Consider the following 23,222-nt stretch of genomic DNA (forward strand, 5'->3'; position numbering starts at 1 on the left):
ATGCGCAAGCCCGCGATCGGCGCGAATATCCCTCGCCCCCACGCCTCTTTTCACAAGGGGCCGTGATCTTTCCCGGCGCCGCCTTGCCGTCGCCGCCGCCAGGACATATCGCGGGGCACGATCTCATGATCTATAGTGATTCAGGGGGTGATGAGATATGGATCGCATGGCCCGGTTGATCGGCGGGGGTGTGTTGCTGGCCGGCATGGTCGGGGCGCCCGGCGCCTTTGCCGCACCGCGTGTGCTTACCATCGGCATTGTCCCGCAGATGTCGCCGTGGACGCTCGCGCGCCGTTGGACCCCGGTTCTGGAGGCCTGGTCGGCGGCGGTTGGTGTGCGCATTGTATTGCGCACGGCACCCACGATCCGCCGTTTTGAGCGGCGTGTCGCGCGCGGCGACTACGATCTTGTCTACCTGAACCCGGCGGATTATCTTCGATATCGGGGACGTTACCGGGCATTTGCCCGGGGCCGGGGGTGGCTGCAAGGCATCCTCGTCGTGCGCCGCAAGGGGCCGGTGCGGGATATCAGCGAACTCGCGCATCGCCTGATTGCGTTTCCGGCCCGGCACGCGTTGGCGGCCTCGATGGAGCCACGGCGTTTCTTGCATGCCCGCGGCATCCCGTTTGGGACGCGCTATGTCGGCTCGCATGATGCCGTTTATCGCGCCGTGGCCGCCGGTCTCTTCATCGCCGGCGGCGGCGTGCGCCAGACCTACGATAGCCTCCCCGCCCCCATACGTCGCCACCTGCGGGTATTGTGGGCCGGGCCCAAGGGTCTGCCGCACCCGTTCGCCGCGCAACGTACCCTGCCGGCCTCCCTGGTGCGGCGCCTGACGGTGGCGCTTGTGCGCCTGCCCCGGGTGGTGCCCGGTGCCGTACGGCGGCTTGGGTTTAGCGGTTTCGAGGCGACGCGCAACCGGGATTACACGCGCCCCGGGGCGGTCGTGCGCTGATGCCACGCTAATGGCGATGTCCTTTCGCACGAAAATGATCACCGGGATCGCGCTCATCGAGGGGCTGTTCCTGTTCGCGATCCTGATGAGCAGCCTCGGGGTCTTGTCGCAGTCGCGCAAACAGGCGCTCGTGACGCGTGCCACGGGCGATGTGCGCTTGTTTGCGACCGCCGCCGCCAATGCGCTCGTCAGTGACGATATCGGCGCCTTGCAGCGCATCATGCGCCAGGTCCTGCATAACCATGGGATTGCCTATGCCGCCGCGTGGGACGGAAACGGCCGGCTGTTGGCGCGTGCCGGACACAAGGCCGTCTCCGCACACACCTATCGCGCGGCGGCCTCGGTTATGGTCGATGGGACGTCCTATGGCCGGGTCGAGATCGAGGCAACCGATCACGGCTTCGCGCCGATCCTGGCGCAGGCCAGCCGGCGGATCGTGGCCATAGCCCTGGGCGAGATGCTGCTGGTGGGGCTCGTATCCTGGCTCTTCGGGGCTTATCTCATGCGCCAGATCGCCGCCATCGAGGCCGGCACCGCGCGCATCGCGCGCGGCGAATTCGGGTTTCGGCTCCCGGTCGTGGGGCGCGATGAGTTGGCGCGCATGATCGAGGGCTTCAATGCGATGTCGGCGCAATTGAAGGCCTTGCAAGAGGAAACGACGCGCCAGCACCAGCAGGTCCTGGCGGTCAACGAGAGGCTCGAGGAGCGCGTCCACGAGCGCACCGAGGCGCTGGCCGTCGCCAACCGCGAGCTCGAATACCTGGCCATGCATGACCCCCTGACCGGCCTGCCCAACCGCATCCTGTTGCAAGATCGTCTGCTTCAGGCGATTCGTATCGGACATCGGGAGACCGCGCCGTTTGCCCTCATGGTCCTGGATCTCGACGGTTTCAAGGAGGTCAATGACAGCCTCGGCCACCCCGCCGGTGATCGCTTATTGCATGAGGTGGCCACGCGGCTTGTCGCCCGGCTGCGCCAGTCGGACACCGCCGTCCGTCTCGGGGGGGACGAGTTCGCCATCCTGCTGCCGGGGGTCGCGAATGCCGCGGATACCGAAATGGTGGCGCGCAAGATCCTGCGCGGCCTGGAAGAGCCGGTCATGCTGGGGGATCGTCGTGTCTGCGTCACGGCAAGCTGCGGCGCGGCCCTGTTCCCGGCGCATGGCGATGAGGTCGGCGTGCTCCTGCGCCATGCCGACCGCGCCATGTACGAGGCCAAGCGCGGCCGGCGCGGCTTTCTGCTTTTTGCCCCGGCCATGGATGAGGAGGGGGATGACCGCCTGCGGTTGCAGGTCGATCTGGACCACGCCATCCGGCACGGGGATCTGGTGCTGCATTATCAGCCCAAGGTCGATCTCGCCACCGGCAAGGTCTCGGGGGCCGAGGCCCTGGTCCGCTGGCAACACCCCGTGCTCGGCATGCTACCGCCGGCCCGCTTCGTGCCCTTGGCCGAGCGCACGCACCTCATAGGGCCGCTGACCTTCCATGTGCTGCGTCTCGCGGCCACGCAGGCCCGCGCCTGGGCGGAACAGGGACGGCCGCTGCCGATCGCGGTCAATGTCTCGGCCATCAACCTCGATGATGGCGGATTCGTGGACAGCGTGGCGCGTATCCTGAAGGATGTGGGTGTCGCGGCCGGTCTCATAGAACTCGAGGTCACCGAGACCGCGCTCATGCGTGACCCCGAGCGCGCGCAGGCCGCGATCCAGGCACTGAGCGAACTCGGGGTGCATGTGGCCATCGATGACTTCGGCACCGGTTATTCGTCCATGACCTATCTGCGCAAGCTTGCGGTCGCGAAGATCAAGATCGACAAGTCGTTTGTCATGGATATGGGCGTCAGCCGCAATGACAGCGTTATCGTACGCTCCATTATCGATCTCGGTCATTCCCTGGGCCTCAAGGTCGTGGGGGAAGGAGTCGAGGCCGCGGACACGATGGCGGTCCTGGCGAGCCTCGGCTGCGATTACGCGCAAGGCTTCCATCTCGCCCGACCCATGGATGCGGAGGCCTTCGATGCGTGGTGGCAGAAAAACCTGTGAGCGCCCGGGCCCGCTAACGTCCATAGCCAAGCGTCAGGACCACCATGTCGGCATCGCGATAGCCAAACCGTGCCGACTGCTGGAAGGTGATGTGGTTCCAGCGCACACCGATCCGCCATCGCCGGCTCAGTCGATAGGAGGCTGATAGCGAGACGAGCAGCGACGGATGGTAGCCGTTGGTGCGCACCCCGGGGCGGATGTCGTGGGTGGTATTGAGGACTTCCGGGCCGAGGGCCAGGGTCGCGAGCAGCCGTTTCGTGACGGCGCGGGTGAGCCGGTACTGGGCGAAGATGCCATCGGTCCCGTGGTTTACGCCTTCATTCAAATAACCGGCCTCCCAGTGGGAGCCCGCGTAGTAGGCCATGGCCGCCGCATTGAACTTCGGCCCGGGTTCATTGGCGATGCCAAGCCCGCCGGCGAACACCAGCGCGGCGTGCGCGCTCAGGGTGCCCGCCAGCCATAAGAGCAGCAGCAGCGCGCCCCCGTGCCCGCGCGGGCGAGGGCCGTGGATAGGCCTCGCCGGAGACTTGGCCCGCGCCGGCGCATTCGTTAGTACATGATAAATATTGTATATCAAACTAACGATACGGCTGCGCTCATCCATGCGGGGGCTCCTTTGTCCTACGATTTCAGCCGGTCTTGGCAGTGGCGAACAGCGCCTTTGACCGGATGCGCCTGCCCCTAGTTTCCGGGAGATGGCCTGTTCGCGCAACGGCGTGTCGTCCTTGGCGTCGGGCCGGCCTTCGCGGTCTGGTCTTGGTCTTTTCTTCGCTCCGGGGCCCAGGTATCCTGCGTCCATGACCCAAGACGACATGAAGAAGGCGGCGGCCGAGGCCGCCCTGGAGTTCGTTCCCAAAGGCGGCATCATCGGTGTGGGCACGGGCAGCACGGCCAATTACTTCATCGATTTTCTCGCCACTATCAAGGGCCGCCTGGACGGCGCGGTGGCAAGCTCGGTGGCCACCGCCGAGCGGCTGAAGAGGCACGGTATTCCGGTCGTGGACCTGAACGAGGCCGGGACGCTCGCCGTCTATGTCGACGGCGCCGATGAGGCCACCGTGCATCGCGCCCTGATCAAGGGCGGTGGCGGGGCGCTGACGCGCGAGAAGATCGTGGCGGCGGCGAGTCGATCATTTGTCTGTATCGCCGACGAAGGCAAGCTGGTCGAGGTCCTGGGGCGCTTTCCGCTGCCCGTCGAGGTGATCCCGATGGCGCGTAGTCTGGTGGCTCGCGAGATCACGGCGCTCGGCGGCGAGCCGGTCCTGCGCCAGGGATTCACGACCGACAATGGCAACGTGATCCTGGACGTGCATGGATTGAAGATCCTCGATCCCGTGACCCTGGAGGGGCGCCTGAACCAGATCACGGGCGTGGTCACCAATGGTCTGTTTGCCCGTCGTGGCGCCGACGTGCTGTTACTGGGGACCGCCAACGGGGTGCGCCGTCTGTCCTAAGGGCCTGCCGAATCCGTGAGGACGCGTGGACGCATTATTTGATGCCTATGTCGTCGACAAGGATGGGCGCGGGATCGTAACCGCCGGTCTTGCGCGACGCCCCGTCCATGAACTGAAGTCCCCGGGCGCCCTCATCCGCGTCCAGTATTCGAGCCTCAACTATAAGGATGCCCTTGCCGCGCGCGGCGAGCCTGGCATCGTCAAGCGCTTCCCGCATGTGCCCGGCATCGATGCCGCGGGCGTGCTCGCCGATGACCCCGCGGCCGGTCCGGTGCTCGTGACCGGCTATGGTCTGGGCACGGAGGTGTGGGGTGGTTACGGCGACTATATCCGGGTTCCCGACGACTGGATCATCCCCATTCCCGCGGGACTCAGGGCGCGCGACAGCATGGTCCTCGGCACCGCGGGCCTCACCGCGGCCTTGAGCGTCGACGCCCTTTTGCAGGCCGGTCTCGATCCCGCCCGGGGCGAGATCCTGGTCACCGGGGCCACCGGCGGGGTCGGCACGCTTGCCATCTCGTTGCTCGCGAAGCTTGGCTTTACGGTGGCGGCTTTGACCCGCAAGCCGGCCGAGGAGGCCTATCTCCGGGGCCTGGGTGCGGCGCGTGTCGTGGCACCCGCGGATGGGGAGGTCTCCGACAAGGCCCTGCACAAGGCGCAATGGGCCGCGGCGATCGATACGGTCGGCGGCGAGGTCTTGGCCGACGTCCTCAAAGCGGTCGGGTATGGCGGGGCGGTGGCGGCCTGCGGCATGGCCGCCGGCACCCGCTTCCAGGGCTCGGTCTTCCCGTTCATCCTGCGCGGCGTGCGCCTGCTCGGGATCGATTCCGTACAATGTCCGCGCACCGTTCGTGACGACCTGTGGGCCCGTCTGGCCGGTCCCTGGCGGCCTTCACATCTCGCGGGTATCGAGCGGGTGGTGGACCGTCAAGACCTCGGCCCGGCGGTCACGGCGCTGCTCCAGGGCACGCGTACCGGGCGCACGCTCGTGGTCGTCACCGGCGAGACCGTCTGACGACTCCCCAGAGGCCGGCGGCCCCTTTCGGGTCTATAATGGACGAAGGCCGGGCATCCTTCCGGTCCAGGGAGCTTGCCATGCGTATCGCGTTTGTGGTTTTGGGTCTGCTGTTTATGACCGGTCCCGTGTTCGCCGCCATGCCACCTTCGATCGCCCGCCAGAATGATCGTCCGACCCACACCTCATACGCAGGATCCTCCCATCACCGGTCCGCGCACACCCGATCGGCTAGAGATGGGGAGCGATCCAACCCTTGAGACGACCGGCATCCATGGCCCCGGCCACGCGCGCGACCTCGCGGCCGCCCTTGAAGACTGCGAGTGTGGGGATGCTGCGCACGTCATAGCGGCTCGCGAGCCCCTGATGGTCCTCGGTGTTGACCTTGATGAAGCGCGCCTTCAGTTTGAGGTCGGCGGCCGCCTGTGCGAAGGCCGGGGCCATCATGCGGCATGGCCCGCACCACGGGGCCCAGAAATCGACCAGCACCGGGAGTTCATTACCGGCGATGTGCTCGGCAAATCCGCGCTCGTCGACATTGATCGGCTCGCCTGTGATGAGCGGATTGTGGCAGGCCCCGCATCGAGGGTTCTGGGCCAGGCGCTCCACCGGGACCCGGTTTTTTTGCCCGCAGTGCGGGCACACCAGCTGCTTGACCGACACGGATGTTCCTCCAGACCGAATTTCCTGGGGTCTATGTGGGGCCTGGGCCTTACGCTTTCCAGTACTTAGCAGCCGCCCGCGAAGCCGTGTTGGCGCCAGGCCTCGAAGACCGCCACCGCGACGCTGTTCGAAAGGTTCAGGCTGCGGTTGCCGGGGCGCATCGGCAGCCGCAGGCGTTGCTCGGGCGGGAGTGAGGTCAAAAGCTCCCCGGGTAGACCGCGGGTCTCGGGGCCGAAGAGCAGGGCATCGCCGGGCTCGTAGCGGGCCTCGGTATAGAGACGGTCCGCGCGCGTCGAGAACGCCCAGATGCGCCGTGGAGCGGCATCTTTCCGGAAGGTGTCCAGATCCCGGTGGACGCGGAGCGTCACCCACTCGTGATAATCGAGCCCGGCGCGACGCAGCAACCGGTCTTCGAGACGAAACCCCAGGGGCTCGATCAGGTGAAGCATCGCCCCGGTATTGGCGCAAAGCCTTATGACGTTGCCGGTATTGGGCGGGATCTCGGGCTCGAAGAGCACCACATGAAACGTCGTATCGGATGCTGTCATAAGTGCGCACTATCACTATAAGTTAACAGTACCGGCCATGCCGGGATGGCCGCCGGGACCCGACCGGGACCGAGGTGACGGTATCATAGCGCTCCTTGCGGTCTTCCATAGCCCTTCGCGTATAGCCCTTTCCCTGACGGCCTGTGCTAGAGTCGCGTGGCGCCGGGGCGCGGCCACGAATCCTTCGTGAGACCGTCAAAAAATCCCAGGACATCGCTTCGGCACGCTTCCTGCATTGATGGGGCAGGTCGTTTGAGTAGGCGCGGTCATCACGGCCGATTTCGCGGTCGACGCAGGATTCATCACGAAACATATTGTGGAGAGGGGGTTGGACATGAAGCGGCAGCAGGCGGGCTTTACCTTAATCGAGTTGGTGGTGGTCATCATCATTCTGGGCATCCTGGCGGCGGTCGCCCTGCCGAAGTTCATGGGGCTTAGCACCGACGCGCGGGTCTCTGTGGTGAGCGGCATGACAGGCTCGGTGGCCGAGGCCGCCGACATGGTCCATGCCCTCGCCGAGGTGCAAGGTCAGGTGGGGGCCACCGGCAAAGTGGCCTTGCCGGGTGGGACAACGACAATCACGACCGCGTACGGCTATCCGGACGCGACCGCGACCGGGATCCTTGCGTCCTTGCAGGACTCCGCGGCCAAGCCCACGCAGACGTTCCCCTTCACCTTTACGGCAGGTAGCGGTACCACCCCGGCGACCTTCGCCTATACTGCGGTGGGCGGGACGGCCAATAGCACATGCGAGGCAAGCTATCAGGCGCCGGCTGCGACTGGTGCAACCCCCACCGTGGGCACGACAACCACGGGCTGTTAGGTGCAAACGGGCCCAGCCGCAAGGACGGGCCCGTTTTTCTTCGGTGATCTCGTCATGACGGTATTCGAGGATCTCGAGACATTTCATGGCGTGCATGGGCGACCCGCGACTGGCGGGGCGCGATGCCAGGGTTGCCCGGACACTGCGATGGCCGGGTATACGTTGCTCGAACTTGTGGCGATCCTCATCATAGTCGGCATCCTCGCGGCGGTCCTCGCGCCGCGATTCATAGGCACCTCCGGGTTCACCGGGCAGACGACTGCCGATAAGCTGCTGGCGGCGGCGCGTTATGCCGAGACCCTGGCGCAAAACCAGGGGGTGACCACCTCGCTCGCGGTCGGCGCCAACTCCTTCTCGGTCACCCAAAACGGTGTGGCGGTAGCCAATCCCACACTGCAATCGGCGAGCTTCGTCGTCCCGCTGCCCGCGGGCGTCACGATCACGCCCCAGACCACCGTGAACTTCGTGCGTCCAGGCATTCCGAGCGCCGCCCCGACCTTCACGGTTGCCGGGGCGGGCTTCACGGCCCGTATTTATGTCACCACAACCGGTTATGTCTATGAATGCGCATCGCAAGGGCCCTGTCCGCCATGAGGCCCCGCCAACATATCCCGGTCCGGCGCCGGGTCGCGGGCCTGAGCCTGATCGAGCTCATCGTCGCGATCGTGCTGTTGGCGATCCTCGGTGCCGGCTTCATGGCCATGTACGGGGAGGTGACGCGCCGGAATGCCGCCGGTGAGCAGACCGCGCCCATGACCTGGGTGGCTCAGGGGGTGATGGAGTACGAACTGCTGCAGACCGAACTCTCGACTGCCGGGACACCGGTCGCCTTCAATGCCCAGTTTGGCCCCTATCTGGCCAATGCTACCTATAACACCGCAGCGACCAAGAACGTACCGACCGGGACCTATTATGCCTATCTCGTGACGGTCACGGTCACCTGCGCCTCCGGGGGCTGCGCCCCCATGGTCTTTACCTCCTATGTCTACACGACCTGACGCCGGCCTTACCTTGATCGAGATGGTCGTGGCCATTGTGCTCACGGCAATACTCATGGCGATGGCCGCCCCCCTGCTCACGCATCTCGTGAGGAGTTACGTGACGGGCGCCCAGGGGGCGGATCTGGCAACAGCTGCCGGGCCCGCTGCTGCGCGTATGCAGTGGGATGCGCGCAATGCCTACGAGATGACGGTGACAAATACCTGTACCCTCGACCTGGATAACATCAATGGCCAGACCCTTGAGTACTACCATTACGCGGGAGGCCGACTGTACCGTAACACCACCCTGATACTGGGGGACCTGCTGAGTCCGGGCGGGGCCTGCCCGTTCGGACCCGCGAGTGGCGGTCCCGTATACGCCGTGGTCTACGACTTCCTGTACACGGGCCCAAGCGGCCAGGGACACCTGGCCGTGGATGGGGTCTTGTCGGCCTATGCGTACTCCTAGTCCTGGCCGCGATCGCGGCTTTATCCTGGTGGCGCTTATCTTCCTGGTGCTCGTGGGTGTCCTGTTGTTGGCTGCCATGGCCTTCCTGTATGGGACTGCGACCGGCGCCGAGGGGACGCAGAACGGTGGCGGTCAGGCCTTCACCGCCGCCGAGAGCGGCGATCAGTACGGGGTCTACTATCTGGAAACGAACTACTGGGGCCAACTACCGCCCACGCCGCTCACCCTGCCCGCGCAGACCCCGTCGGTCCCCGATCCCGAATGCCCGCCGGTCGTGACTGTCACGGAGACTGGCCACAGGCCTCCCTACTATTATTATCTCGTCACATCGGTCGTGACCTGCACAGGCTCTGGGGCCCGTTGGACCGTAGTGCGTAACGTGCAAGGGCAGGTCCTGAGGAAGCCGAAGCTCAAGAAAGGTCGGCTCAAGAAGGCCGGCAAGATCGTTTATCAGGTCACTGCCTGGGCGCAGCAATAGGCGCAGCGTTCGTCGCGTGATTCGGCATCGATACCGGGGCTTTGCTATACCTAAGAGTGTTTGGCGACGACAGGGTTGAGACGATGATGACGGAATCCGCAACAGCTGCTCGACCGCGCAAGGCGCGTCTCGGCGATCTCTTGCTGGAAAACAAGGTGATCTCGAAGGAGCAGCTCGAGACGGCGCTTGCCGATCAGCGCAAGAGCGGCCGGCGTCTGGGCCGCGTCCTCATCGAAAACGGCTACCTCACCGAAGACGCCCTGCTCGATTTCCTGTCACGCCAACTGCGCATCCCCTACGTCGATCTGCGCCGCTATACCTTCGTGCCGGAGGTCGTGCGCCTGATCCCCGAGGCCTATGCGCGGCGCTTTCGCGCCGTCGCCCTGCGCGACGAAGGGGGCGCGATCCTTGTAGGTCTCGCCGATCCGATCGATATATTTGCCCATGACGAGATCGCGCGGCTCGTCCAAAAGCCCCTGAAGCTCGCGGTCGTCAAGGAGGGCGATCTCCTGAAGGCCCTGGATGTGGTCTACCGCCGCACCGAGGAGATCAGCGGGCTCGCCGCGGAGCTCGAGCAGGAGCTGTCGGCCTACGACATCGATCTCGGGATGGCGGCGGGGGTCGCCGAGGGCGCCAACGATGCCCCGGTGGTCAAGCTCCTGCAGACCATATTCGAAGACGCGATCCAGGTGAACGCCTCGGACATCCATATCGAGCCCGACGAGAGCGCGGTGCGCGTGCGTTTTCGGATCGACGGTGAGTTGCGGGTGCAGACCACCGCCGACCGCAAGATCGCCCAGGCCCTGGTCTCGCGCCTGAAGCTCATGGCCTCGCTCGACATCTCCGAGCGCAGACTCCCGCAGGATGGGCGCTGTCAGGTGCGGTTCCGGGACACCGTGATCGACGTGCGCATGTCGACCGTGCCGGTGCAGCATGGCGAGTCGGTGGCCATGCGCCTCTTGAATCAATCGAACGGTATCCTGGAGCTCGACCGGCTCGGCATGCCCGCCGATATCCTCGGACGGCTGCGCGCCCTGATCCATCAACCCCACGGCCTCGTGCTCGTCACGGGTCCCACGGGCAGCGGCAAGACCACGACACTCTATGGGGCCCTGAAGGAGCTGAATGCCACCTCCGTGAAGGTCCTGACGGTGGAGGATCCGGTCGAGTACCGGCTCGCGGGCGTGAACCAGGTCCAGGTCAATCCGAAGATCGACCTCGGGTTCGCCCGGGTCCTGCGCGCCTTCTTGCGTCAGGACCCGGATATCATCCTGATCGGCGAGATGCGCGACACCGAGACCGTGGAGATCGGACTGCGCGCGGCCATGACCGGCCACCTCGTGTTGTCGAGCCTGCATACCCATGATGTGGTATCGAGCGCCTTGCGGCTCATGGATATGGGCGCCGAGCCCTATCTCGTGGCCGCCTCGCTGCGCGGGGTCGTGGCGCAAAGGCTCGTGCGCCGGGTGTGCGACAGCTGCGCCGAGCCCGTCGTCCCCACGGCCGCCGAGAAGGTGCTTTTGGCATCGGAACTCGGCCCCGATACCCCCATTACCTTAAAGCGCGGACGCGGCTGCGCCTTTTGCCAGCACACGGGCTTTCGCGGGCGCATCGGGGTCTATGAGATCCTGGAGATCGACGAGCCCTTGATGTTCGCCCTTCAGAAACGCGACCCCGAGGCCTTTCAGCGCGCCGCCCTGGGCGCCTCCCATTACCGAAGGCTGCGGACCGAGGCCCTCGCCCAGGCGGCGCGCGGCATCACCACGGTCGAGGAGGCCGTGCGCGCCGTGTACGGGAGCGGCTGATGGCGTCGTTCCGCTACAAGGGGCGCAATGGTCGCGGCGAGGCGGTGGCGGGCCTCATGGAGGGCGCGAGCGCCGACGCCGTGGCCGCCCATCTCTTTAATCTCGGCATCACGCCGATCGACATCCATGGCGCGCCGGCGCAGTCGCGTCCCGCGTGGCTGCGGGAACTCGGACGTTCGCGCGTCGATCTCACCGATCTTGTCTTGTTCTGCCGCCAGATGCATACCCTGCTCAAGGCCGGCGTACCCATCATGCAGGCCTTGAAAGGCCTGCGCGATTCCACCCACAACCGCACGCTCTCGGCCGTGATCGGGCAGCTGAACGAGGCCCTGGACGCGGGTCTTGATCTCACCGCCGCGGTGAAGCGTCACCCCAAGGTGTTTTCGACCCTGTTCGTGGCGTTGGTGCAGATCGGAGAGACGAGCGGCACGCTCGACCAATCCTTTCTCCAACTCGCGGGTTATCTGGAGCGCGATCGCGAGACCGAGCAGCGCGTGAAGTCGGCCACCCGCTACCCGAGCTTCGTCGTGGTGGCACTTGTCATCGCGGTCTTTATCATCAATATCTTCGTCATACCGGCATTCGCGCATGTCTACGCCGGTTTGCATGCCCGGCTGCCGCTCGCCACGCGCATTTTGGTTGCGTCATCACGGCTCACGGTCCGTTATTGGTACGATGCCGTGGCCGCGGTCGTGCTGACGGTGCTTGGCGTCCGCGCCTATGCGCGTACCACCGGCGGGCGCTATCGCTGGCACCGCCTGCGTCTGCGGTTGCCCATCATAGGTCCGATCCTGACCCGCGCCTTGCTCGGCCGTTTCGCGCGGGCGCTGGCGATTACCATAAGGAGCGGCGTGCCCTTGATCCAGGGTCTCACCGTCATAAGCCGGGCGGTCGACAACGAGTATGTGGCCGCGCGCATTTTGCAGATGCGCGATGGCATCGAGCGCGGCGAGACCTTGGCGCGCGCTGCGCAGGCCACGCAACTCTTTCCGCCGCTGGTGTTGCAGATGGTTGCCGTGGGCGAGGAGAGCGGGGCGATCGACAGCCTCATGACCGAGGTTGCGGAATACTATGAGCGCGAGGTGGACTATGATCTGCGTAATCTCAGCACCGCCATCGAACCCTTGCTGGTGGTTGCCATGGGGGTCCTCGTCCTGATCCTGGCGCTCGGGGTGTTTCTGCCGATGTGGGACCTGGCGAGTGCCGCTTTCCACCAAAATGGCGGCCAGGTCTAGCGGCGCGGCGGGTCTGCGCGAGTCGTGGATCGCGGGCTTGTATCGGGCTACGGAGGATCTTGTGACCGCGAGCGGGTCTTGATGGGTGGGCGTGACGCCTGCGGTCACGCGTGCTACTGTCGGCCAAAGAGCTTACCGCCGTGGCATGCCAAAGCGATGGATAGGCCGTGAGGATGAGCACTATGGGGGGAGGTATGTGGGGACGTTGGCGGCGCGGGCGCCGGGACGCGGGTCTCGCCGGCATCGGCGTGCACGCCTCGGGGCTCTCTTTTGTGCGCGTCGTTCGCAATGCCCAAGCGCCGGCCCGGATTGCCATTGCCGAGTTCCGACCCTATGACGGCGCCGAGCCGGACCGGGTCCTCGCGCGGCTCGTCCAAGACCACGACCTCAAGCACCAACCCTGCACGACTTTGCTTGGCGAGGGTGAATATCGGCTGCTGCAGACCGAGGCGCCGGATGTGAAGTCCGAGGAGCTGCGCGCGGCGCTGCGCTGGCGCATCAAGGACTTGATCGATTTTCATGTTAACGACGCCACCCTGGACGTATTCGACGTCCCGGTGCGCATGCCCGGACGCGCGGCGCTCGTGTATGTGGTGGTCGGACGCAACGAGGCGATACGCGCGCGCGCCGACCTCATGCACAACGCCGGCGCGGCCCTCGATATCATCGACATCCCGGAGCTTGCGCAGCGCAATCTCGCGCATCTCCTGCCCGAGGACCGGGAGGGCGTGGCGCTGCTTACGTTGACCGAGGATGGGGCGTTCATCACCATCACGCGCGATGGCGCGCTCTATCTCTCGCGCACCGTCGCCGAGGCCTCATCGGCGCTCACCGACGAGCGCGGGTTCGAGCACCTCCTGCTGGAACTGCAACGCTCGCTCGATTACTTCGAGAGCTCTTTTCGGCAAAACCCCATCATGCACGTCGTGGTGGCGCCCGTCACGACGCGCACCGAGGCGCTCGTGGCCTTTCTGCGAAACCATCTCACGCAACGCGTCGCGTCCTGGGAGGCCGGGCGCTATGGCGACATCGAGGCCGATGTGCCGGTCCCGGACGCCTGTCTCCTAACTCTGGGCGCGGCCTTGCGCCAGGACAAGGTGGCGCTGTGATCTCCCAGCAGATCAATCTCTATCATCCGATCTTCCGGCGCGAGCCCAAGCTGTTCTCCGCCGGCATCATGCTGCGCGCCTGGCTCGCGCTGGTGACAGTCGGGCTGGTCGCCGCCGCCTTCGATGCCTGGCAGGTCGAGAGTCTCTCCGGGGCGCTCGCCAATGCCCGACAAACGGAGCAGGGCGCTGCCGCCCGCCTGGCATCGGCCGACAGCGTCTTTGGGCTGGGTCGCGCCCGTGCGCGGCTCGCGGCCCTTAAGCGCCGCGAGCAGACCCTGAAGGGGCTTGGCCGCTTTCTGCGCCAAAGCCGCCGCGCCGAGATCGGCCCGGCGCCGGTTTTGATCGCCATGAGCCGCGGTGTCCTTCCCGGTCTCTGGATCACGCGGTTTTCCCTGGATCGCAGGCACCGGTCGCTTAGGCTTGCGGGTCACAGCCTGCGCCCGGCCCTGGTACCGCTTTTTCTGCATCGCGTGGTCGCCGGACCAAGTCTCGCCGGTTACCGTTTCCGGGGGCTTGAGATCACACGCGCGCGCGTGGCCGGGCGCTATCGGCCCTATGTGGATTTCACGGCGAGCACGACCACCGCGACCGCCAGGACCCACGCCCCGGCCGCGGCCAAGGGTGCGACATGAGCTTAAAGGCGCAGATCGTTTCCATCCAGGAGCGTATCGATGCCCTTACGCTGCGTGAGCGCATCCTGCTGTTTGCGGCGATCGTGGCCGTCACCTACGGCCTCATGGTCATCGCCATGATCCGCCCGCTCGAAAATCGCGCGCGCGCGGTCACCGCCGATCTCGCCTCTCTGCACGCCAAGACCCGCCAGATCGATGCCCGGCTGGACGCCATCCTGGCGCCGGGAACCCGCGCCCGCGAGGCCGCGGAACTGAAGGGGCTTGCGCGCAAGGTGCGCGCGCTCAAGGCGCATCTCGCGCATCTTGCGGCAGGCCTGGTGCCGGCCCGCGACATGCCTGCCCTTCTGCGCCAGGTCCTTGCGCGCGCACCGGGGGTGACGGTCGTGGCCCTCGTGGACCGAAAGGTGACGGCGGTGCGTCGCAGCCCGAAAGACAAGCCATTTTTGTATCGTCATGAGATGACGCTCATCGTGCGCGGCACGTATGGCGCCCTGTTGCGCTATCTTACGGTGCTCGCCCACACCAAACGCCATGTCCTCTGGGGGCGGGTGACATTGACCACCGATCACTATCCGTTTTCGACGGTGCGGTTGCGGGTCTATACGCTGAGCACCCACGAGGCCTTGCTCCAATGATTGGCACGGTCCTTGTATGGTATCGGGTATGAAGAGAAGATGGCTCGTAGCGGCGGTATTCGTGATGTTGGCGCAAGGCGCGAGCGCCTACGGTCTCACGGATCCCACGCGCCCCCCGTGGATCGATCCCGCGGGCGCGGTGGGCGCGCGCGCGTCCGGCCTCCAGGCGATCATGCGCGACGGCGCGCGGCGCTTCGCCCTGATCGATGGCCGGCTCGCCACCGTGGGGGCGCGTATCGGGATGGCGCGCCTGATCGCCATCCATCACGATTCGGTCGTGCTCCGCGGCCGCGATGGCACGCGCCGGCTGTTTCTTGCCCCGGGTCGCTCTGTGAAGAAGACGGCGGTCTTGAAGGATGGGGTCTCATGAGGTCGCGGCGGTCACGACTCCTGGCGGCGGGTCTCGCCGCGGCGCTTGCCGGATGCGCGCCGCGGGGCTTCGACAAACCGCTCACCGCGCGCATGCAACGCAATCTGGCGGCCGGCGTGCGATCGCAAAAGCCGGCCGCCGTCTCGGCGGCGGTGGCCAACGCCCTGGTGCCTCCGGTCACGATCCAGTTACCGCATGCGCGCACGCTGGCGGTGCCGAATCGCTTTGATTTCAATACACGCGACGCGCCGGCGGCGCAGGTGTTCACGGAACTCGTGCGCGGCACATCCTACAGCGTCGCCCTGCCGGACCATCTCGCCGGGCGCATCAGCGTGCACTTGAAGAATGTCACGGTGCCCGAGGCCATGCGGGTCATTCGCACCGAGGACGGCTACCAGTATCGGCGACGGGGACATCAATACTATATCCTGTCACCGGGCCTCAGGACGCGATTGTTCCGGGTCCATTACCTGGATATCATCCGCACGGGAGTTTCGGAGACGCGCCTCACCGGCGAGAGCCTGACGAGTGTCGGGACCACCGGCGGGACCATGGGTGGGGCGCCGATGCCCACGACCGGACAGCAGAGCATGGCCCCCACGATCTCCGTGAAGACCACCTCGCGCAGCGATTTCTGGGGGACTCTCGCAAAGACCGTCACGGCACTCGTCGGCAAGGGCCCGGGCCGTGAGGTGATCACCAACCCCCAGGCCGGCCTGCTCGTGGTACGCGCCGGTCCGAGGACCTTGCATACCGTGAGCCGCTTCCTGCGGCTCACCCAGGCGAGCGTCGATCGCGAAGTCGTCATCGACGCCAAGATCCTGGAGGTCGACCTGAAGAGCGGCTATCAGAGCGGGATCGATTGGGCCAAGCTTGGGAATATCGCCGGGGCGCAGGTGATCGGCGCCCAGACCGGCGCCACCCAGCTCCTGTCCTCGGGGGTGGCGACCATAGGCGGCAACCTGGGCAACATCAATCCCGCATACGGCAGCCCGAATCCTTATGGCGCGAACGGCTACTCACCGATCAACAATACCGCCGTGTCAGCCCTTGGTGGTATCTTCAGCCTCGCGCTGCATGCCGGGAATTTCGCGGCCTTCATCCAGCTTTTGAATACCGAGGGGCGCGTCCAGGTGCTGTCGAGCCCGCGGGTATCGACCGTGAACGAGCAGAAGGCGGTGATCAAGGTCGGGGGCGATCAGTTTTTCGTGACCGGGGTGACCAACAACGAGTCCCTGGTCGGGATCTCCCCGATCGCCACGCCGGCCGTCGAGCTCTCGCCATTTTTCTCGGGGATCGCGCTCGATGTCACGCCCGAGATCGATGGTCACGGATCGATCATTCTTTATATCCACCCGTCGGTGAGCGAGGTGACGCAGGTCAACCAGCAATTCAGCGTCTCCGGGCAGGCGTTCAATCTCCCGCTCGCCTCGAGCTCCATTCAGGAGTCGGACTCGGTGGTGCGTGCCCAAAGCGGCCAGGTGATCGTCATCGGCGGTTTGATGAAGGAAGGTTCCACCAACAATAACGCCTCGGTGCCGCTGCTCGGTAATATCCCGCTGCTCGGCAATCTCTTCAAGGACAAGAAGGTGGTGAGGGTCAAAAAGGAGCTTGTGATCCTCCTGAAGCCGACGGTTGTGGATCTCGGCGGCCCATGGGGACGGGAGTTGACACGCGCTCAGAGACGGATCGCGCGCATAACGGGCCATTAAATGTACGAGCGCTATTTCGGGCTTCGCGAACTGCCCTTCGGACTCACGCCCGATACCGAGTACTATTTTGCCCACGCCCGCCAACAAGAGGCCCTGAACACGCTGCTTGCGGCGGTGCGCATGGGCGAGGGTTTCCTCAAGGTCACAGGCGAGGTCGGGACCGGCAAGACCTTGTTGTGCCGAAAGCTCCTGGCGGTCCTTGCCGCCGATGCCCGATTCACGACCGCCTATATCCCCAATCCCACGCTCGACCCCCTGGCCCTGATGGAGGCGATTGCCACGGAGCTCGCGGTCCCTCCGGTCCCCGGTCAAGGCCCTCATGCCCTCACGCATGCCCTCACCGAACATCTGATCGCGAGCTGCGCGCATGGCCGGCGCGTGGTGTTATGCCTGGACGAGGTCCAGGCCATGCCCGTGGCGACCCTGGAGTCCTTGCGGCTTATCAGCAACCTCGAGACCGAGAAGCGCAAGCTCATACAGATCGTCTTGTTTGGCCAGCCGGAACTCGATGCGCGCCTGGAGGACCGCTCGGTCCGCCAGCTGCGCCAGCGCATCGCCTTTTCGTGCCGGCTCGCACCTTTGTCGCTGAGCGACACCGACGATTATTTGCGGCACAGGCTTCATGTGGCGGGTTATGAAGGGCCGGCGTTGTTCGGGAGGCGCGCCCTGCGTGTGCTTTATCGGGCCTCCGGAGGCATACCGCGACTTGCCAATATCCTCGCCCACAAATCGCTCATGGTCGCCTATGGCGAAGGCTCGACCGTGGTCCGCGCCCGGCACATGCGGCTGGCATGCGCCGACACCGAGGCCGCGCGCGGGCGCCGGGGGTTTTTCAGACTGGCCTTCCGGGAGCGCCGATGAGCCTCATCAACAAGGTGCTGCGGGACCTCGAGGCCCGTGAGCGTAACGCACAGGCCCCGCCGGAGCGACCGGTCCTGGACGACCTGCGGCCCGCCTCGGACACCGGCGATCGGCGATCCGGATGGTTTTTACGGATATCCGGATTGGTCCTGGTGGTGGCGGCGCTCGCGGCCGTGACCTGGTGGCATCTCACCCCGGGCCGTGCGGGCGCCGCCGCCCATGCCCCGGTCGCCCGTTCCGCTCCGGCTGATCACATCGTGGCTACGCCCCGCGCAAGCGCGCCGCTGGTCGCCGTCGCGCCTCATCCGCTGGCGCCCCGCCTTGTGTCTCGCCCGCCGGCCCCGCCCGCGAAGCCTGCGGCCGCGCCGGTGCCGGCAGCGGCACCAGTAGCGGCACCGGCAGCGCATGCGCCGGCCCCGCGGTCGCATTTCGTGTTTCGAGCGCAGGCAGCGGCGATATCCCGGCGCCGCACACCCTTGACGGCCACCGAAAGGGCGCGTGCGGCCTACCGCCGCGCGGTACTGGCCTTGCAGGACGGACAGGCCGGACGGGCGCGCGCGGCCTGCACGCTCGCGCTGCGCCTGAATCCCGGGACCCTGCGCCCGGCGCTTTTGCTCGCCACCCTCGATCTCCAGGGGGCACATCTGCGTAGCGCCCGTAAGGTGCTACGCGCGGCCTTGAAGAGGCATCCGCGGGCGCTGCCCGCCGCCCTGCTGCTCGCGCAGGTCGATCTGCGCCGCGGCCAGCCGGCCTCCGCCGTGCACCGCCTCGCCGGCCTGCGCGCGGCAGGGGCCGACAACGCGTCCTATTGGGCACTACTGGCGGTGTCGCAATGGCGCGCCGGGGATCCGGTCGCGGCGCGCGCGACCTACCGCAGCGCGCTGCGCCGCTTTCCCCGTGACGGGGCGTTGTGGGTGGGCCTGGGGCTCATCGACCGCCGCGCGGGGCAGGCGGCGCGCGCCTACCGGGCCTGGCGGCACGCCGCCGCCTGCCCCCTGCCCCCGGTGCTTGCGCGGTTTGTACAGGCGCAGCTGCACGCCGTCCACGGGGCCCATCAGAACCGATAGCCAAGGCTCACGGAGATTACCGGATAGGCCTTCAGGCGGTTCGCCTGTTTTTCGATCTGGGCGCGCACCGAGGCGATCTCGGCCGCCAGGGCCGGATCGTAGGCGGCACCCGGGGCCTTCAAGGTCGTCGTCGGGCGGTCCCACATGACGCCGAGGTCGACGCCGTACGCGAACCCGGCCCCGGGCCGCGCGTCATTGCTGACGCCCAGCCCGAGGTAGGGGGCGAAACGCGCATAGGTGATCGTACCCGTGACCGGCCCGACCGCTGCCGCCGGCACGGTGTAGCCATTGACGGTATAGAGGCCGTTCACGGGCGTGCCGGTCAGATCGACCCGGTTGTCATCGTAATAGACGCCCCCCGTGATATGGAAAATGCCGCCAAAAGGGTAGAGGTCGGCGAGCAGCGCGGCATTACGAAAGTGCGCCCGGCCCTTATAGTGGAGTCCGTCGGTCGTTTCGCGGCGCGTGATGCGCCCGCCGTTGACCAATAGCCGCGCATCCGCCCACCCTGGAACGACGGGGACCGAGAGGGCGAGTCCAAGCCCCAGGGTTCCGGCGCCGGCGCTCACGCCCACACCCGCCCACGCCGGCACGCACAGTGAGGCGGCCAGCAGACCACCGAGAGCGAATCGTCGTATCATGGTTGCATTCCTCAGGGGTCGCACGGGAGAGGGCACGATAGCGTGGGCCGCGGGCCTTCCCAACGGTCCAAAGTCGCCCCTGCCTTTATCGGGCGCCCGCCCCCACGTATGCTTGCGCCTCCCCAACCGAGACCGGGACCGATGACGGGCGATCCTTTCGCGAGCATTCTGGAGTGGACATTCGCGCGCCTGCGTGATCAGGACCTGTGGCGGCGGCGTGAGCGCCGGCAATCTCCGCAGGGCCCATCGGTCCAGGTGGATGGCCGGACCCTGCTCTCGTTCGCGAGCAATGATTACCTGGGGCTTGCCAATGACCCGCGACTCGTGGAGGCCTGGTGCCAGGGGGCCCGCCGCTACGGGGTGGGGGCCGGCGCCTCGCATCTGCTCGGCGGTCACAGCGAGGCGCATCACGAGCTCGAGGAGGCCTTGGCGGCGTTCGTGGGGACCCCCCGGGCGCTGATCTTTTCCACGGGCTATATGGCAAACCTCGCGCTCGTGGCCACCCTGTGTCCGCGCCGTGGCCGGCTCTTCGAGGACCGACGTAATCATGCCTCGCTCATCGATGGCGCCCGCCTCGCGCAGGCCGACCGGCACCGCTACCGTGACGTCGCCGGCCTCAAGCGCGCGCTGGCCGCGGCCGCACCCGGTGGGCTCGTGGCCAGTGACGGGGTCTTTAGCATGGACGGCGATACCGCGGATGTCCCGGGGTTGCTCGCGCTCGCCCGGACCCACGGCGCGGGGCTTTTGCTGGATGATGCCCATGCCTTCGGTGTCGTGGGTCCGCAAGGGCGTGGGACGCCGGCCGCGCAGGGCCTTGGTCACGATCCCGCGCTCGTCCACATGGGCACCCTCGGCAAGGCCTTCGGTGTGTTCGGTGCGTTCGTGGCGGCCGGTACGGATGTCATCGAGGCCCTGATACAGACCGCCCGACCCTACATCTATACGACCGCCCTGCCGCCGGCCTTGGCGGTTTGTGCCAAGGCCAGTCTCGCGATCGCGGCGGCCGAGGACTACCGGCGCACCGAACTTGGCGAGCGCATCCATCAGTTTCGCGCGGGTGCCGCGCAACTCGGCCTGCGGGTTTTGCCGTCGTCCACCCCGATCCAGCCGGTGATTCTAGGCGATGCCGCTCGCGCGCTCGACGCCAGCGCGCGGCTGCGCGAGCAGGGCCTTTATGTGCCCGCGGTGCGTCCGCCGACCGTGCCCGCCGGCACCGCGCGACTGCGCATTACGTTAAGCGCCGTTCATACTCGCGATGACGTCGAGCACCTCCTCGGCGCGCTCGCGGCCCTGCCGCCCGGTACCGCCTGATGCTGTTTCTCGTGCATGGTTGGGGGTTGAACCGAAGGGTCTTTGCCGGGCTCGAGCAGGCCCTGGCGCGGCCCTGCGCATCGCTGGACCTGCCGGGCCATGGACGGGCCGCCTACGAGCCGGGCGCGCTCGACCCGGATACGCTCGCGGCCGAACTAGCCGCGCGTCATCCCGGGGCCCATGCCTGGCTCGGCTGGTCGCTCGGCGGGCTCGTTGCCCTGACACTCGCCGCGCGCCATCCCGAAAGCGTAAGCCGGCTTATCCTGGTTGGAGCGACACCCTGTTTCGTGCGTGCCCGCGATTGGCCCCACGGCACCGAACCCGCGGTCTTTCAGACCTTCGCCAAGCAGTTGGCCATCGATCATGAGGCCACCCTGCGACGATTTCTGACCTTGCAGGCCGGCGCCGGCGCGCGTTCCGAGGTGCGCGCGCTCATGGCTGATCTCGAGGGCGGCGGGGCGCCGCGCCCGGAGGCCCTGGCCGAAGGGCTCGCGGTGCTTCAAGAAAGCGACCGCCGTCCGCTCTTGCCCGCCGTGCATGCGCCGGTGCTCCTCTTGCACGGTATGGACGACACGATCGTCTCGATCGAGGCCGCGCGCGCGGCCGCCGCGCTTATGCCGAACGCGCGTTTTTGCGCGGTGGGCCGCGGGCATGCGCCATTTCTGAACGCGCTGCCGGAGAGCGCCGCCCTTATCCGGGATTTCCTTCATGAATGACTTAAGCCCCGAGGCCATCCGCCACAGCTTCGATCGCGCCGCGCGCCATTACGACGAGGGCGCGGTCTTGCAGCGCACGGTGGCAGACGAGCTCTTGAGCCGCTTCCAATGGTTGCGTGTCGAGCCCGCCACCGTGCTCGACGTGGGGACCGGCACCGGCTATGCCCTCTCCCATCTGCGCCGCCGGTTTCGTAAGGCACGAGTGCTGGCCTGCGATATCGCGTGGGCGATGGCTTGCGCCGCGCGGTCGCGCCGGGTGCTGTGGCGTCCAAGCCCGGTGTGGGTCGCGGACGCCCACGACCTGCCCCTGGGCGCCCAGACCATCGATTGCATCTATTCGAGTCTGGCCCTGCAGTGGATGGATGCCCCGCGCGCCTTTGCCGAGTTTCGCCGCGTCCTGCGGGGGGAGGGCCTGTTGACCTTTGCCACCTTTGGCCCCGATACCTTGCGGGAGCTGCGCACCGCCTGGGCGCATGTCGATGATCGGCCGCATGTACATAGTTTCATGGATATGCATGACCTGGGGGATGCCCTGATCGAGGCCGGATTCTCGGATCCCGTCCTCGATGTCGAGCGCTATACCCTCACCTACGAGTCGGTGGGCGCCGCATTGCGTGATTTGAAGCGTATCGGGGCGCATAATGCCGCGGCGGCCCGTTTCCCCGGGCTCACGGGCAAGGGCCGCTATCGGCGCTTCGAGCAGGCCTATGAGGGCTTCCGCCAGGACGGGCGGCTGCCCGTGACCTACGAAGTCGTCTATGGCCAGGCGTGGGTCCCATCGGGCGCGCCGCCCCCGTCCATTCCCTCCAGGGGCCGTCCCGTAATCCCCATCCGGAGTGCCTGACGGCGGACCGACACATTCCTGGTCGAACGGATCCTGGCGCGCCGCGGCCGCCGTCTGGGGCGATGGCCACCGCTCCCGGTTCCGGGAGGCTGCGTCCCATGCACCATTCTCCGAAATTCCGAGGGCCCATGATCACGACCGCCCCGCGCCCAACGGGCATTCCCGCGAGTGCCACGGGCTCGCCCGAGCCCCGGCCGCAAAGGCGCGAGGTGGGCGGGAGGTCCATCACTTGTGTCTTGCCGGTTCTCATCGGCTCCGCGCCGTGGCAGCATGCAAGACATCAGTAATTCGGGGGGCTTTTCGGGCATGTCGATCATCCGGACATCGAGGTTTGTGCTGCGCCCCTATGAAAGGCGGGATGCGACGGCATTCGCGTACGCGGTCCGCGAGGCCGCGGTCGCGGCCGATCATTGGTTGTCCTGGGCCGAAGAGACCTATAGCGAACAGGATGCGCGCAGCTGGTTCCGGTCAGTGGCCGTTGGCCATAAGATGGGGACGAGCCACGAGTACGGCATATTCTCCCTGGCCGAGGAGGCGTTTATCGGTGGCGCCGGCCTGAATCGCATCGATTCCCACAATCGCCTGGCCAATCTTGGGTACTGGGTACGGCCAACGCGCCGCCGCCAGGGAGTGGCGTGCGAATGTGCCTCGGCGCTCGTTGAATACGCCTTTACCGTGCTCGGCCTCCAGAGGATCGAGGTCGTGGTCGCGGTCGGCAACGACGCAAGCGCGGGGGTGGCGCGCAAGCTCGGCGCCCACCTGGAGTGCGTGGCGCAGAATCGACTCCGCGTTCGTGGCCAGCCGGTCCCCGCCTACGTCTTCGCGCTCACTGCGCACCCCTACGAGCGGCCATCATGA

Annotated in this window: 26 protein-coding genes; 22 read left to right on the top strand and 4 right to left on the bottom strand. The window is 66.6% G+C overall.

The window, feature by feature from the left end; translation table 11 throughout:
• Positions 1 to 166: 166 nt before the first annotated feature.
• Positions 167 to 955: a phosphate/phosphite/phosphonate ABC transporter substrate-binding protein gene (locus C4901_RS01695; RefSeq protein WP_168185479.1), complete on the top strand. Its 789-nt coding sequence runs from the start codon at positions 167 to 169 to the stop codon at positions 953 to 955.
• A gap of 10 nt (positions 956 to 965) precedes the next feature.
• A complete protein-coding gene (locus C4901_RS01700; RefSeq protein WP_110135853.1) occupies positions 966 to 2,996 on the top strand; it encodes a bifunctional diguanylate cyclase/phosphodiesterase in 2,031 nt (676 codons plus the stop codon).
• Positions 2,997 to 3,009: 13 nt separating this feature from the next.
• Here C4901_RS01700 and C4901_RS01705 read toward each other — a convergent pair whose 3' ends face one another.
• Positions 3,010 to 3,600 carry a hypothetical protein gene (locus C4901_RS01705; protein WP_110135854.1) on the bottom strand — a complete coding sequence of 197 codons (591 nt, stop codon included), beginning with the start codon at positions 3,598 to 3,600 and terminating at the stop codon, positions 3,010 to 3,012.
• 193 nt (positions 3,601 to 3,793) lie between these two features.
• On the opposite strand from C4901_RS01705, the gene rpiA reads away from it, so the two are divergent.
• Together rpiA and C4901_RS01715 are read left to right on the top strand one after the other, a co-directional pair.
• Positions 3,794 to 4,450 (top strand): ribose-5-phosphate isomerase RpiA, encoded by a 657-nt coding sequence (gene rpiA / locus C4901_RS01710; protein WP_110135855.1) that lies wholly within the window; start codon positions 3,794 to 3,796, stop codon positions 4,448 to 4,450.
• A gap of 25 nt (positions 4,451 to 4,475) precedes the next feature.
• Entirely contained in the window at positions 4,476 to 5,465 is a 990-nt protein-coding gene (locus C4901_RS01715) for a YhdH/YhfP family quinone oxidoreductase (protein WP_110135856.1), read from the top strand.
• A 231-nt stretch (positions 5,466 to 5,696) separates the two neighbouring features.
• On the opposite strand, the gene trxC is transcribed toward C4901_RS01715, so the two are convergent.
• Together trxC and C4901_RS01725 are read right to left on the bottom strand one after the other, a co-directional pair.
• The gene (gene trxC / locus C4901_RS01720) at positions 5,697 to 6,128 is read right to left on the bottom strand and encodes a thioredoxin TrxC (RefSeq protein WP_110135857.1); all 432 of its coding nucleotides are present in this window, start codon (positions 6,126 to 6,128) and stop codon (positions 5,697 to 5,699) included.
• Positions 6,129 to 6,193: 65 nt separating this feature from the next.
• Entirely contained in the window at positions 6,194 to 6,676 is a 483-nt protein-coding gene (locus C4901_RS01725) for a tRNA (cytidine(34)-2'-O)-methyltransferase (RefSeq protein WP_110135858.1), read from the bottom strand.
• A gap of 334 nt (positions 6,677 to 7,010) precedes the next feature.
• On the opposite strand from C4901_RS01725, the gene C4901_RS19060 reads away from it, so the two are divergent.
• From C4901_RS19060 to C4901_RS01790, 14 genes are all read left to right on the top strand, one after another.
• Complete coding sequence (locus C4901_RS19060) at positions 7,011 to 7,499, top strand: prepilin-type N-terminal cleavage/methylation domain-containing protein (RefSeq protein WP_110138473.1); 489 nt, start codon at positions 7,011 to 7,013, stop codon at positions 7,497 to 7,499.
• Positions 7,500 to 8,093, top strand: coding sequence for a Tfp pilus assembly protein FimT/FimU (locus C4901_RS01735; protein WP_145960584.1), 594 nt, complete (start codon positions 7,500 to 7,502; stop codon positions 8,091 to 8,093).
• Positions 8,090 to 8,497 (top strand): prepilin-type N-terminal cleavage/methylation domain-containing protein, encoded by a 408-nt coding sequence (locus C4901_RS01740; protein WP_168185480.1) that lies wholly within the window; start codon positions 8,090 to 8,092, stop codon positions 8,495 to 8,497. The genes C4901_RS01735 and C4901_RS01740 overlap by 4 nt, the downstream gene beginning before the upstream one ends.
• Positions 8,481 to 8,948, top strand: a complete 468-nt coding sequence (locus C4901_RS01745; RefSeq protein ID WP_110135861.1) for a Tfp pilus assembly protein FimT/FimU — start codon at positions 8,481 to 8,483, stop codon at positions 8,946 to 8,948. The genes C4901_RS01740 and C4901_RS01745 overlap by 17 nt, the downstream gene beginning before the upstream one ends.
• Positions 8,935 to 9,426 carry a hypothetical protein gene (locus C4901_RS01750; protein ID WP_145960585.1) on the top strand — a complete coding sequence of 164 codons (492 nt, stop codon included), beginning with the start codon at positions 8,935 to 8,937 and terminating at the stop codon, positions 9,424 to 9,426. Before C4901_RS01745 ends, C4901_RS01750 begins: the two co-directional genes overlap by 14 nt.
• Positions 9,427 to 9,509: 83 nt before the next feature.
• On the top strand, positions 9,510 to 11,231 hold the full coding sequence (locus tag C4901_RS01755; RefSeq protein WP_240611809.1) for a GspE/PulE family protein: 1,722 nt from the start codon (positions 9,510 to 9,512) through the stop codon (positions 11,229 to 11,231).
• Positions 11,231 to 12,466, top strand: a complete 1,236-nt coding sequence (locus tag C4901_RS01760) for a type II secretion system F family protein (RefSeq protein ID WP_110135863.1) — start codon at positions 11,231 to 11,233, stop codon at positions 12,464 to 12,466. Before C4901_RS01755 ends, C4901_RS01760 begins: the two co-directional genes overlap by 1 nt.
• Before the next feature lie 194 nt (positions 12,467 to 12,660).
• Complete coding sequence (locus tag C4901_RS01765; RefSeq protein ID WP_110135864.1) at positions 12,661 to 13,575, top strand: hypothetical protein; 915 nt, start codon at positions 12,661 to 12,663, stop codon at positions 13,573 to 13,575.
• Positions 13,572 to 14,207 carry a hypothetical protein gene (locus C4901_RS01770; protein ID WP_110135865.1) on the top strand — a complete coding sequence of 212 codons (636 nt, stop codon included), beginning with the start codon at positions 13,572 to 13,574 and terminating at the stop codon, positions 14,205 to 14,207. The genes C4901_RS01765 and C4901_RS01770 overlap by 4 nt, the downstream gene beginning before the upstream one ends.
• Positions 14,204 to 14,842 carry a hypothetical protein gene (locus C4901_RS01775; protein WP_110135866.1) on the top strand — a complete coding sequence of 213 codons (639 nt, stop codon included), beginning with the start codon at positions 14,204 to 14,206 and terminating at the stop codon, positions 14,840 to 14,842. The genes C4901_RS01770 and C4901_RS01775 overlap by 4 nt, the downstream gene beginning before the upstream one ends.
• Positions 14,843 to 14,870: 28 nt before the next feature.
• The gene (locus C4901_RS17430; protein ID WP_168185481.1) at positions 14,871 to 15,212 is read left to right on the top strand and encodes an MSHA biogenesis protein MshK; all 342 of its coding nucleotides are present in this window, start codon (positions 14,871 to 14,873) and stop codon (positions 15,210 to 15,212) included.
• The gene (locus C4901_RS01780) at positions 15,209 to 16,924 is read left to right on the top strand and encodes a pilus (MSHA type) biogenesis protein MshL (RefSeq protein WP_168185482.1); all 1,716 of its coding nucleotides are present in this window, start codon (positions 15,209 to 15,211) and stop codon (positions 16,922 to 16,924) included. The genes C4901_RS17430 and C4901_RS01780 overlap by 4 nt, the downstream gene beginning before the upstream one ends.
• Positions 16,925 to 17,785 carry an ExeA family protein gene (locus C4901_RS01785; RefSeq protein ID WP_110135868.1) on the top strand — a complete coding sequence of 287 codons (861 nt, stop codon included), beginning with the start codon at positions 16,925 to 16,927 and terminating at the stop codon, positions 17,783 to 17,785.
• Positions 17,782 to 18,852: a lipopolysaccharide assembly protein LapB gene (locus tag C4901_RS01790; RefSeq protein WP_110135869.1), complete on the top strand. Its 1,071-nt coding sequence runs from the start codon at positions 17,782 to 17,784 to the stop codon at positions 18,850 to 18,852. Before C4901_RS01785 ends, C4901_RS01790 begins: the two co-directional genes overlap by 4 nt.
• On the opposite strand, the gene C4901_RS01795 is transcribed toward C4901_RS01790, so the two are convergent.
• A complete protein-coding gene (locus C4901_RS01795; protein WP_110135870.1) occupies positions 18,840 to 19,493 on the bottom strand; it encodes a hypothetical protein in 654 nt (217 codons plus the stop codon). The two genes, C4901_RS01790 and C4901_RS01795, sit on opposite strands and share 13 nt — an antisense overlap.
• 141 nt (positions 19,494 to 19,634) lie before the next feature.
• Between C4901_RS01795 and bioF the strand changes: the two genes are divergently transcribed.
• From bioF to C4901_RS01815, 4 genes are all read left to right on the top strand, one after another.
• Positions 19,635 to 20,804 (top strand): 8-amino-7-oxononanoate synthase, encoded by a 1,170-nt coding sequence (gene bioF / locus C4901_RS01800; RefSeq protein ID WP_205736131.1) that lies wholly within the window; start codon positions 19,635 to 19,637, stop codon positions 20,802 to 20,804.
• A gap of 26 nt (positions 20,805 to 20,830) precedes the next feature.
• Positions 20,831 to 21,520, top strand: a complete 690-nt coding sequence (locus C4901_RS01805; RefSeq protein WP_168185483.1) for an alpha/beta fold hydrolase — start codon at positions 20,831 to 20,833, stop codon at positions 21,518 to 21,520.
• On the top strand, positions 21,513 to 22,364 hold the full coding sequence (gene bioC / locus C4901_RS01810; RefSeq protein ID WP_110135873.1) for a malonyl-ACP O-methyltransferase BioC: 852 nt from the start codon (positions 21,513 to 21,515) through the stop codon (positions 22,362 to 22,364). The genes C4901_RS01805 and bioC overlap by 8 nt, the downstream gene beginning before the upstream one ends.
• 306 nt (positions 22,365 to 22,670) lie before the next feature.
• Positions 22,671 to 23,222: a GNAT family N-acetyltransferase gene (locus C4901_RS01815; protein ID WP_168185484.1), complete on the top strand. Its 552-nt coding sequence runs from the start codon at positions 22,671 to 22,673 to the stop codon at positions 23,220 to 23,222.

It is taken from the genome of Acidiferrobacter sp. SPIII_3, from assembly GCF_003184265.1.
In the GTDB taxonomy this organism is placed as follows: domain Bacteria; phylum Pseudomonadota; class Gammaproteobacteria; order Acidiferrobacterales; family Acidiferrobacteraceae; genus Acidiferrobacter.

Excerpts from the sequence above, each read along its gene's own strand:
- C4901_RS01765 (WP_110135864.1), top strand. The coding sequence starts at position 12,661 with ATGTGGGGACGTTGGCGGCGCGGGCGCCGGGACGCGGGTCTCGCCGGC.
- C4901_RS17430 (WP_168185481.1), top strand. The coding sequence starts at position 14,871 with ATGAAGAGAAGATGGCTCGTAGCGGCGGTATTCGTGATGTTGGCGCAA.
- bioC (WP_110135873.1), top strand. The coding sequence starts at position 21,513 with ATGAATGACTTAAGCCCCGAGGCCATCCGCCACAGCTTCGATCGCGCC.
- C4901_RS01725 (WP_110135858.1), bottom strand. The coding sequence starts at position 6,676 with ATGACAGCATCCGATACGACGTTTCATGTGGTGCTCTTCGAGCCCGAG.
- C4901_RS01780 (WP_168185482.1), top strand. The coding sequence starts at position 15,209 with ATGAGGTCGCGGCGGTCACGACTCCTGGCGGCGGGTCTCGCCGCGGCG.
- C4901_RS01785 (WP_110135868.1), top strand. The coding sequence starts at position 16,925 with ATGTACGAGCGCTATTTCGGGCTTCGCGAACTGCCCTTCGGACTCACG.
- C4901_RS01775 (WP_110135866.1), top strand. The coding sequence starts at position 14,204 with ATGAGCTTAAAGGCGCAGATCGTTTCCATCCAGGAGCGTATCGATGCC.
- C4901_RS19060 (WP_110138473.1), top strand. The coding sequence starts at position 7,011 with ATGAAGCGGCAGCAGGCGGGCTTTACCTTAATCGAGTTGGTGGTGGTC.
- C4901_RS01695 (WP_168185479.1), top strand. The coding sequence starts at position 167 with ATGGCCCGGTTGATCGGCGGGGGTGTGTTGCTGGCCGGCATGGTCGGG.
- C4901_RS01750 (WP_145960585.1), top strand. The coding sequence starts at position 8,935 with ATGCGTACTCCTAGTCCTGGCCGCGATCGCGGCTTTATCCTGGTGGCG.
- C4901_RS01705 (WP_110135854.1), bottom strand. The coding sequence starts at position 3,600 with ATGGATGAGCGCAGCCGTATCGTTAGTTTGATATACAATATTTATCAT.
- C4901_RS01795 (WP_110135870.1), bottom strand. The coding sequence starts at position 19,493 with ATGATACGACGATTCGCTCTCGGTGGTCTGCTGGCCGCCTCACTGTGC.
- C4901_RS01790 (WP_110135869.1), top strand. The coding sequence starts at position 17,782 with ATGAGCCTCATCAACAAGGTGCTGCGGGACCTCGAGGCCCGTGAGCGT.
- C4901_RS01740 (WP_168185480.1), top strand. The coding sequence starts at position 8,090 with ATGAGGCCCCGCCAACATATCCCGGTCCGGCGCCGGGTCGCGGGCCTG.
- C4901_RS01755 (WP_240611809.1), top strand. The coding sequence starts at position 9,510 with ATGATGACGGAATCCGCAACAGCTGCTCGACCGCGCAAGGCGCGTCTC.
- bioF (WP_205736131.1), top strand. The coding sequence starts at position 19,635 with ATGACGGGCGATCCTTTCGCGAGCATTCTGGAGTGGACATTCGCGCGC.
- C4901_RS01745 (WP_110135861.1), top strand. The coding sequence starts at position 8,481 with ATGTCTACACGACCTGACGCCGGCCTTACCTTGATCGAGATGGTCGTG.
- rpiA (WP_110135855.1), top strand. The coding sequence starts at position 3,794 with ATGACCCAAGACGACATGAAGAAGGCGGCGGCCGAGGCCGCCCTGGAG.
- C4901_RS01700 (WP_110135853.1), top strand. The coding sequence starts at position 966 with ATGGCGATGTCCTTTCGCACGAAAATGATCACCGGGATCGCGCTCATC.
- C4901_RS01815 (WP_168185484.1), top strand. The coding sequence starts at position 22,671 with ATGTCGATCATCCGGACATCGAGGTTTGTGCTGCGCCCCTATGAAAGG.
- C4901_RS01760 (WP_110135863.1), top strand. The coding sequence starts at position 11,231 with ATGGCGTCGTTCCGCTACAAGGGGCGCAATGGTCGCGGCGAGGCGGTG.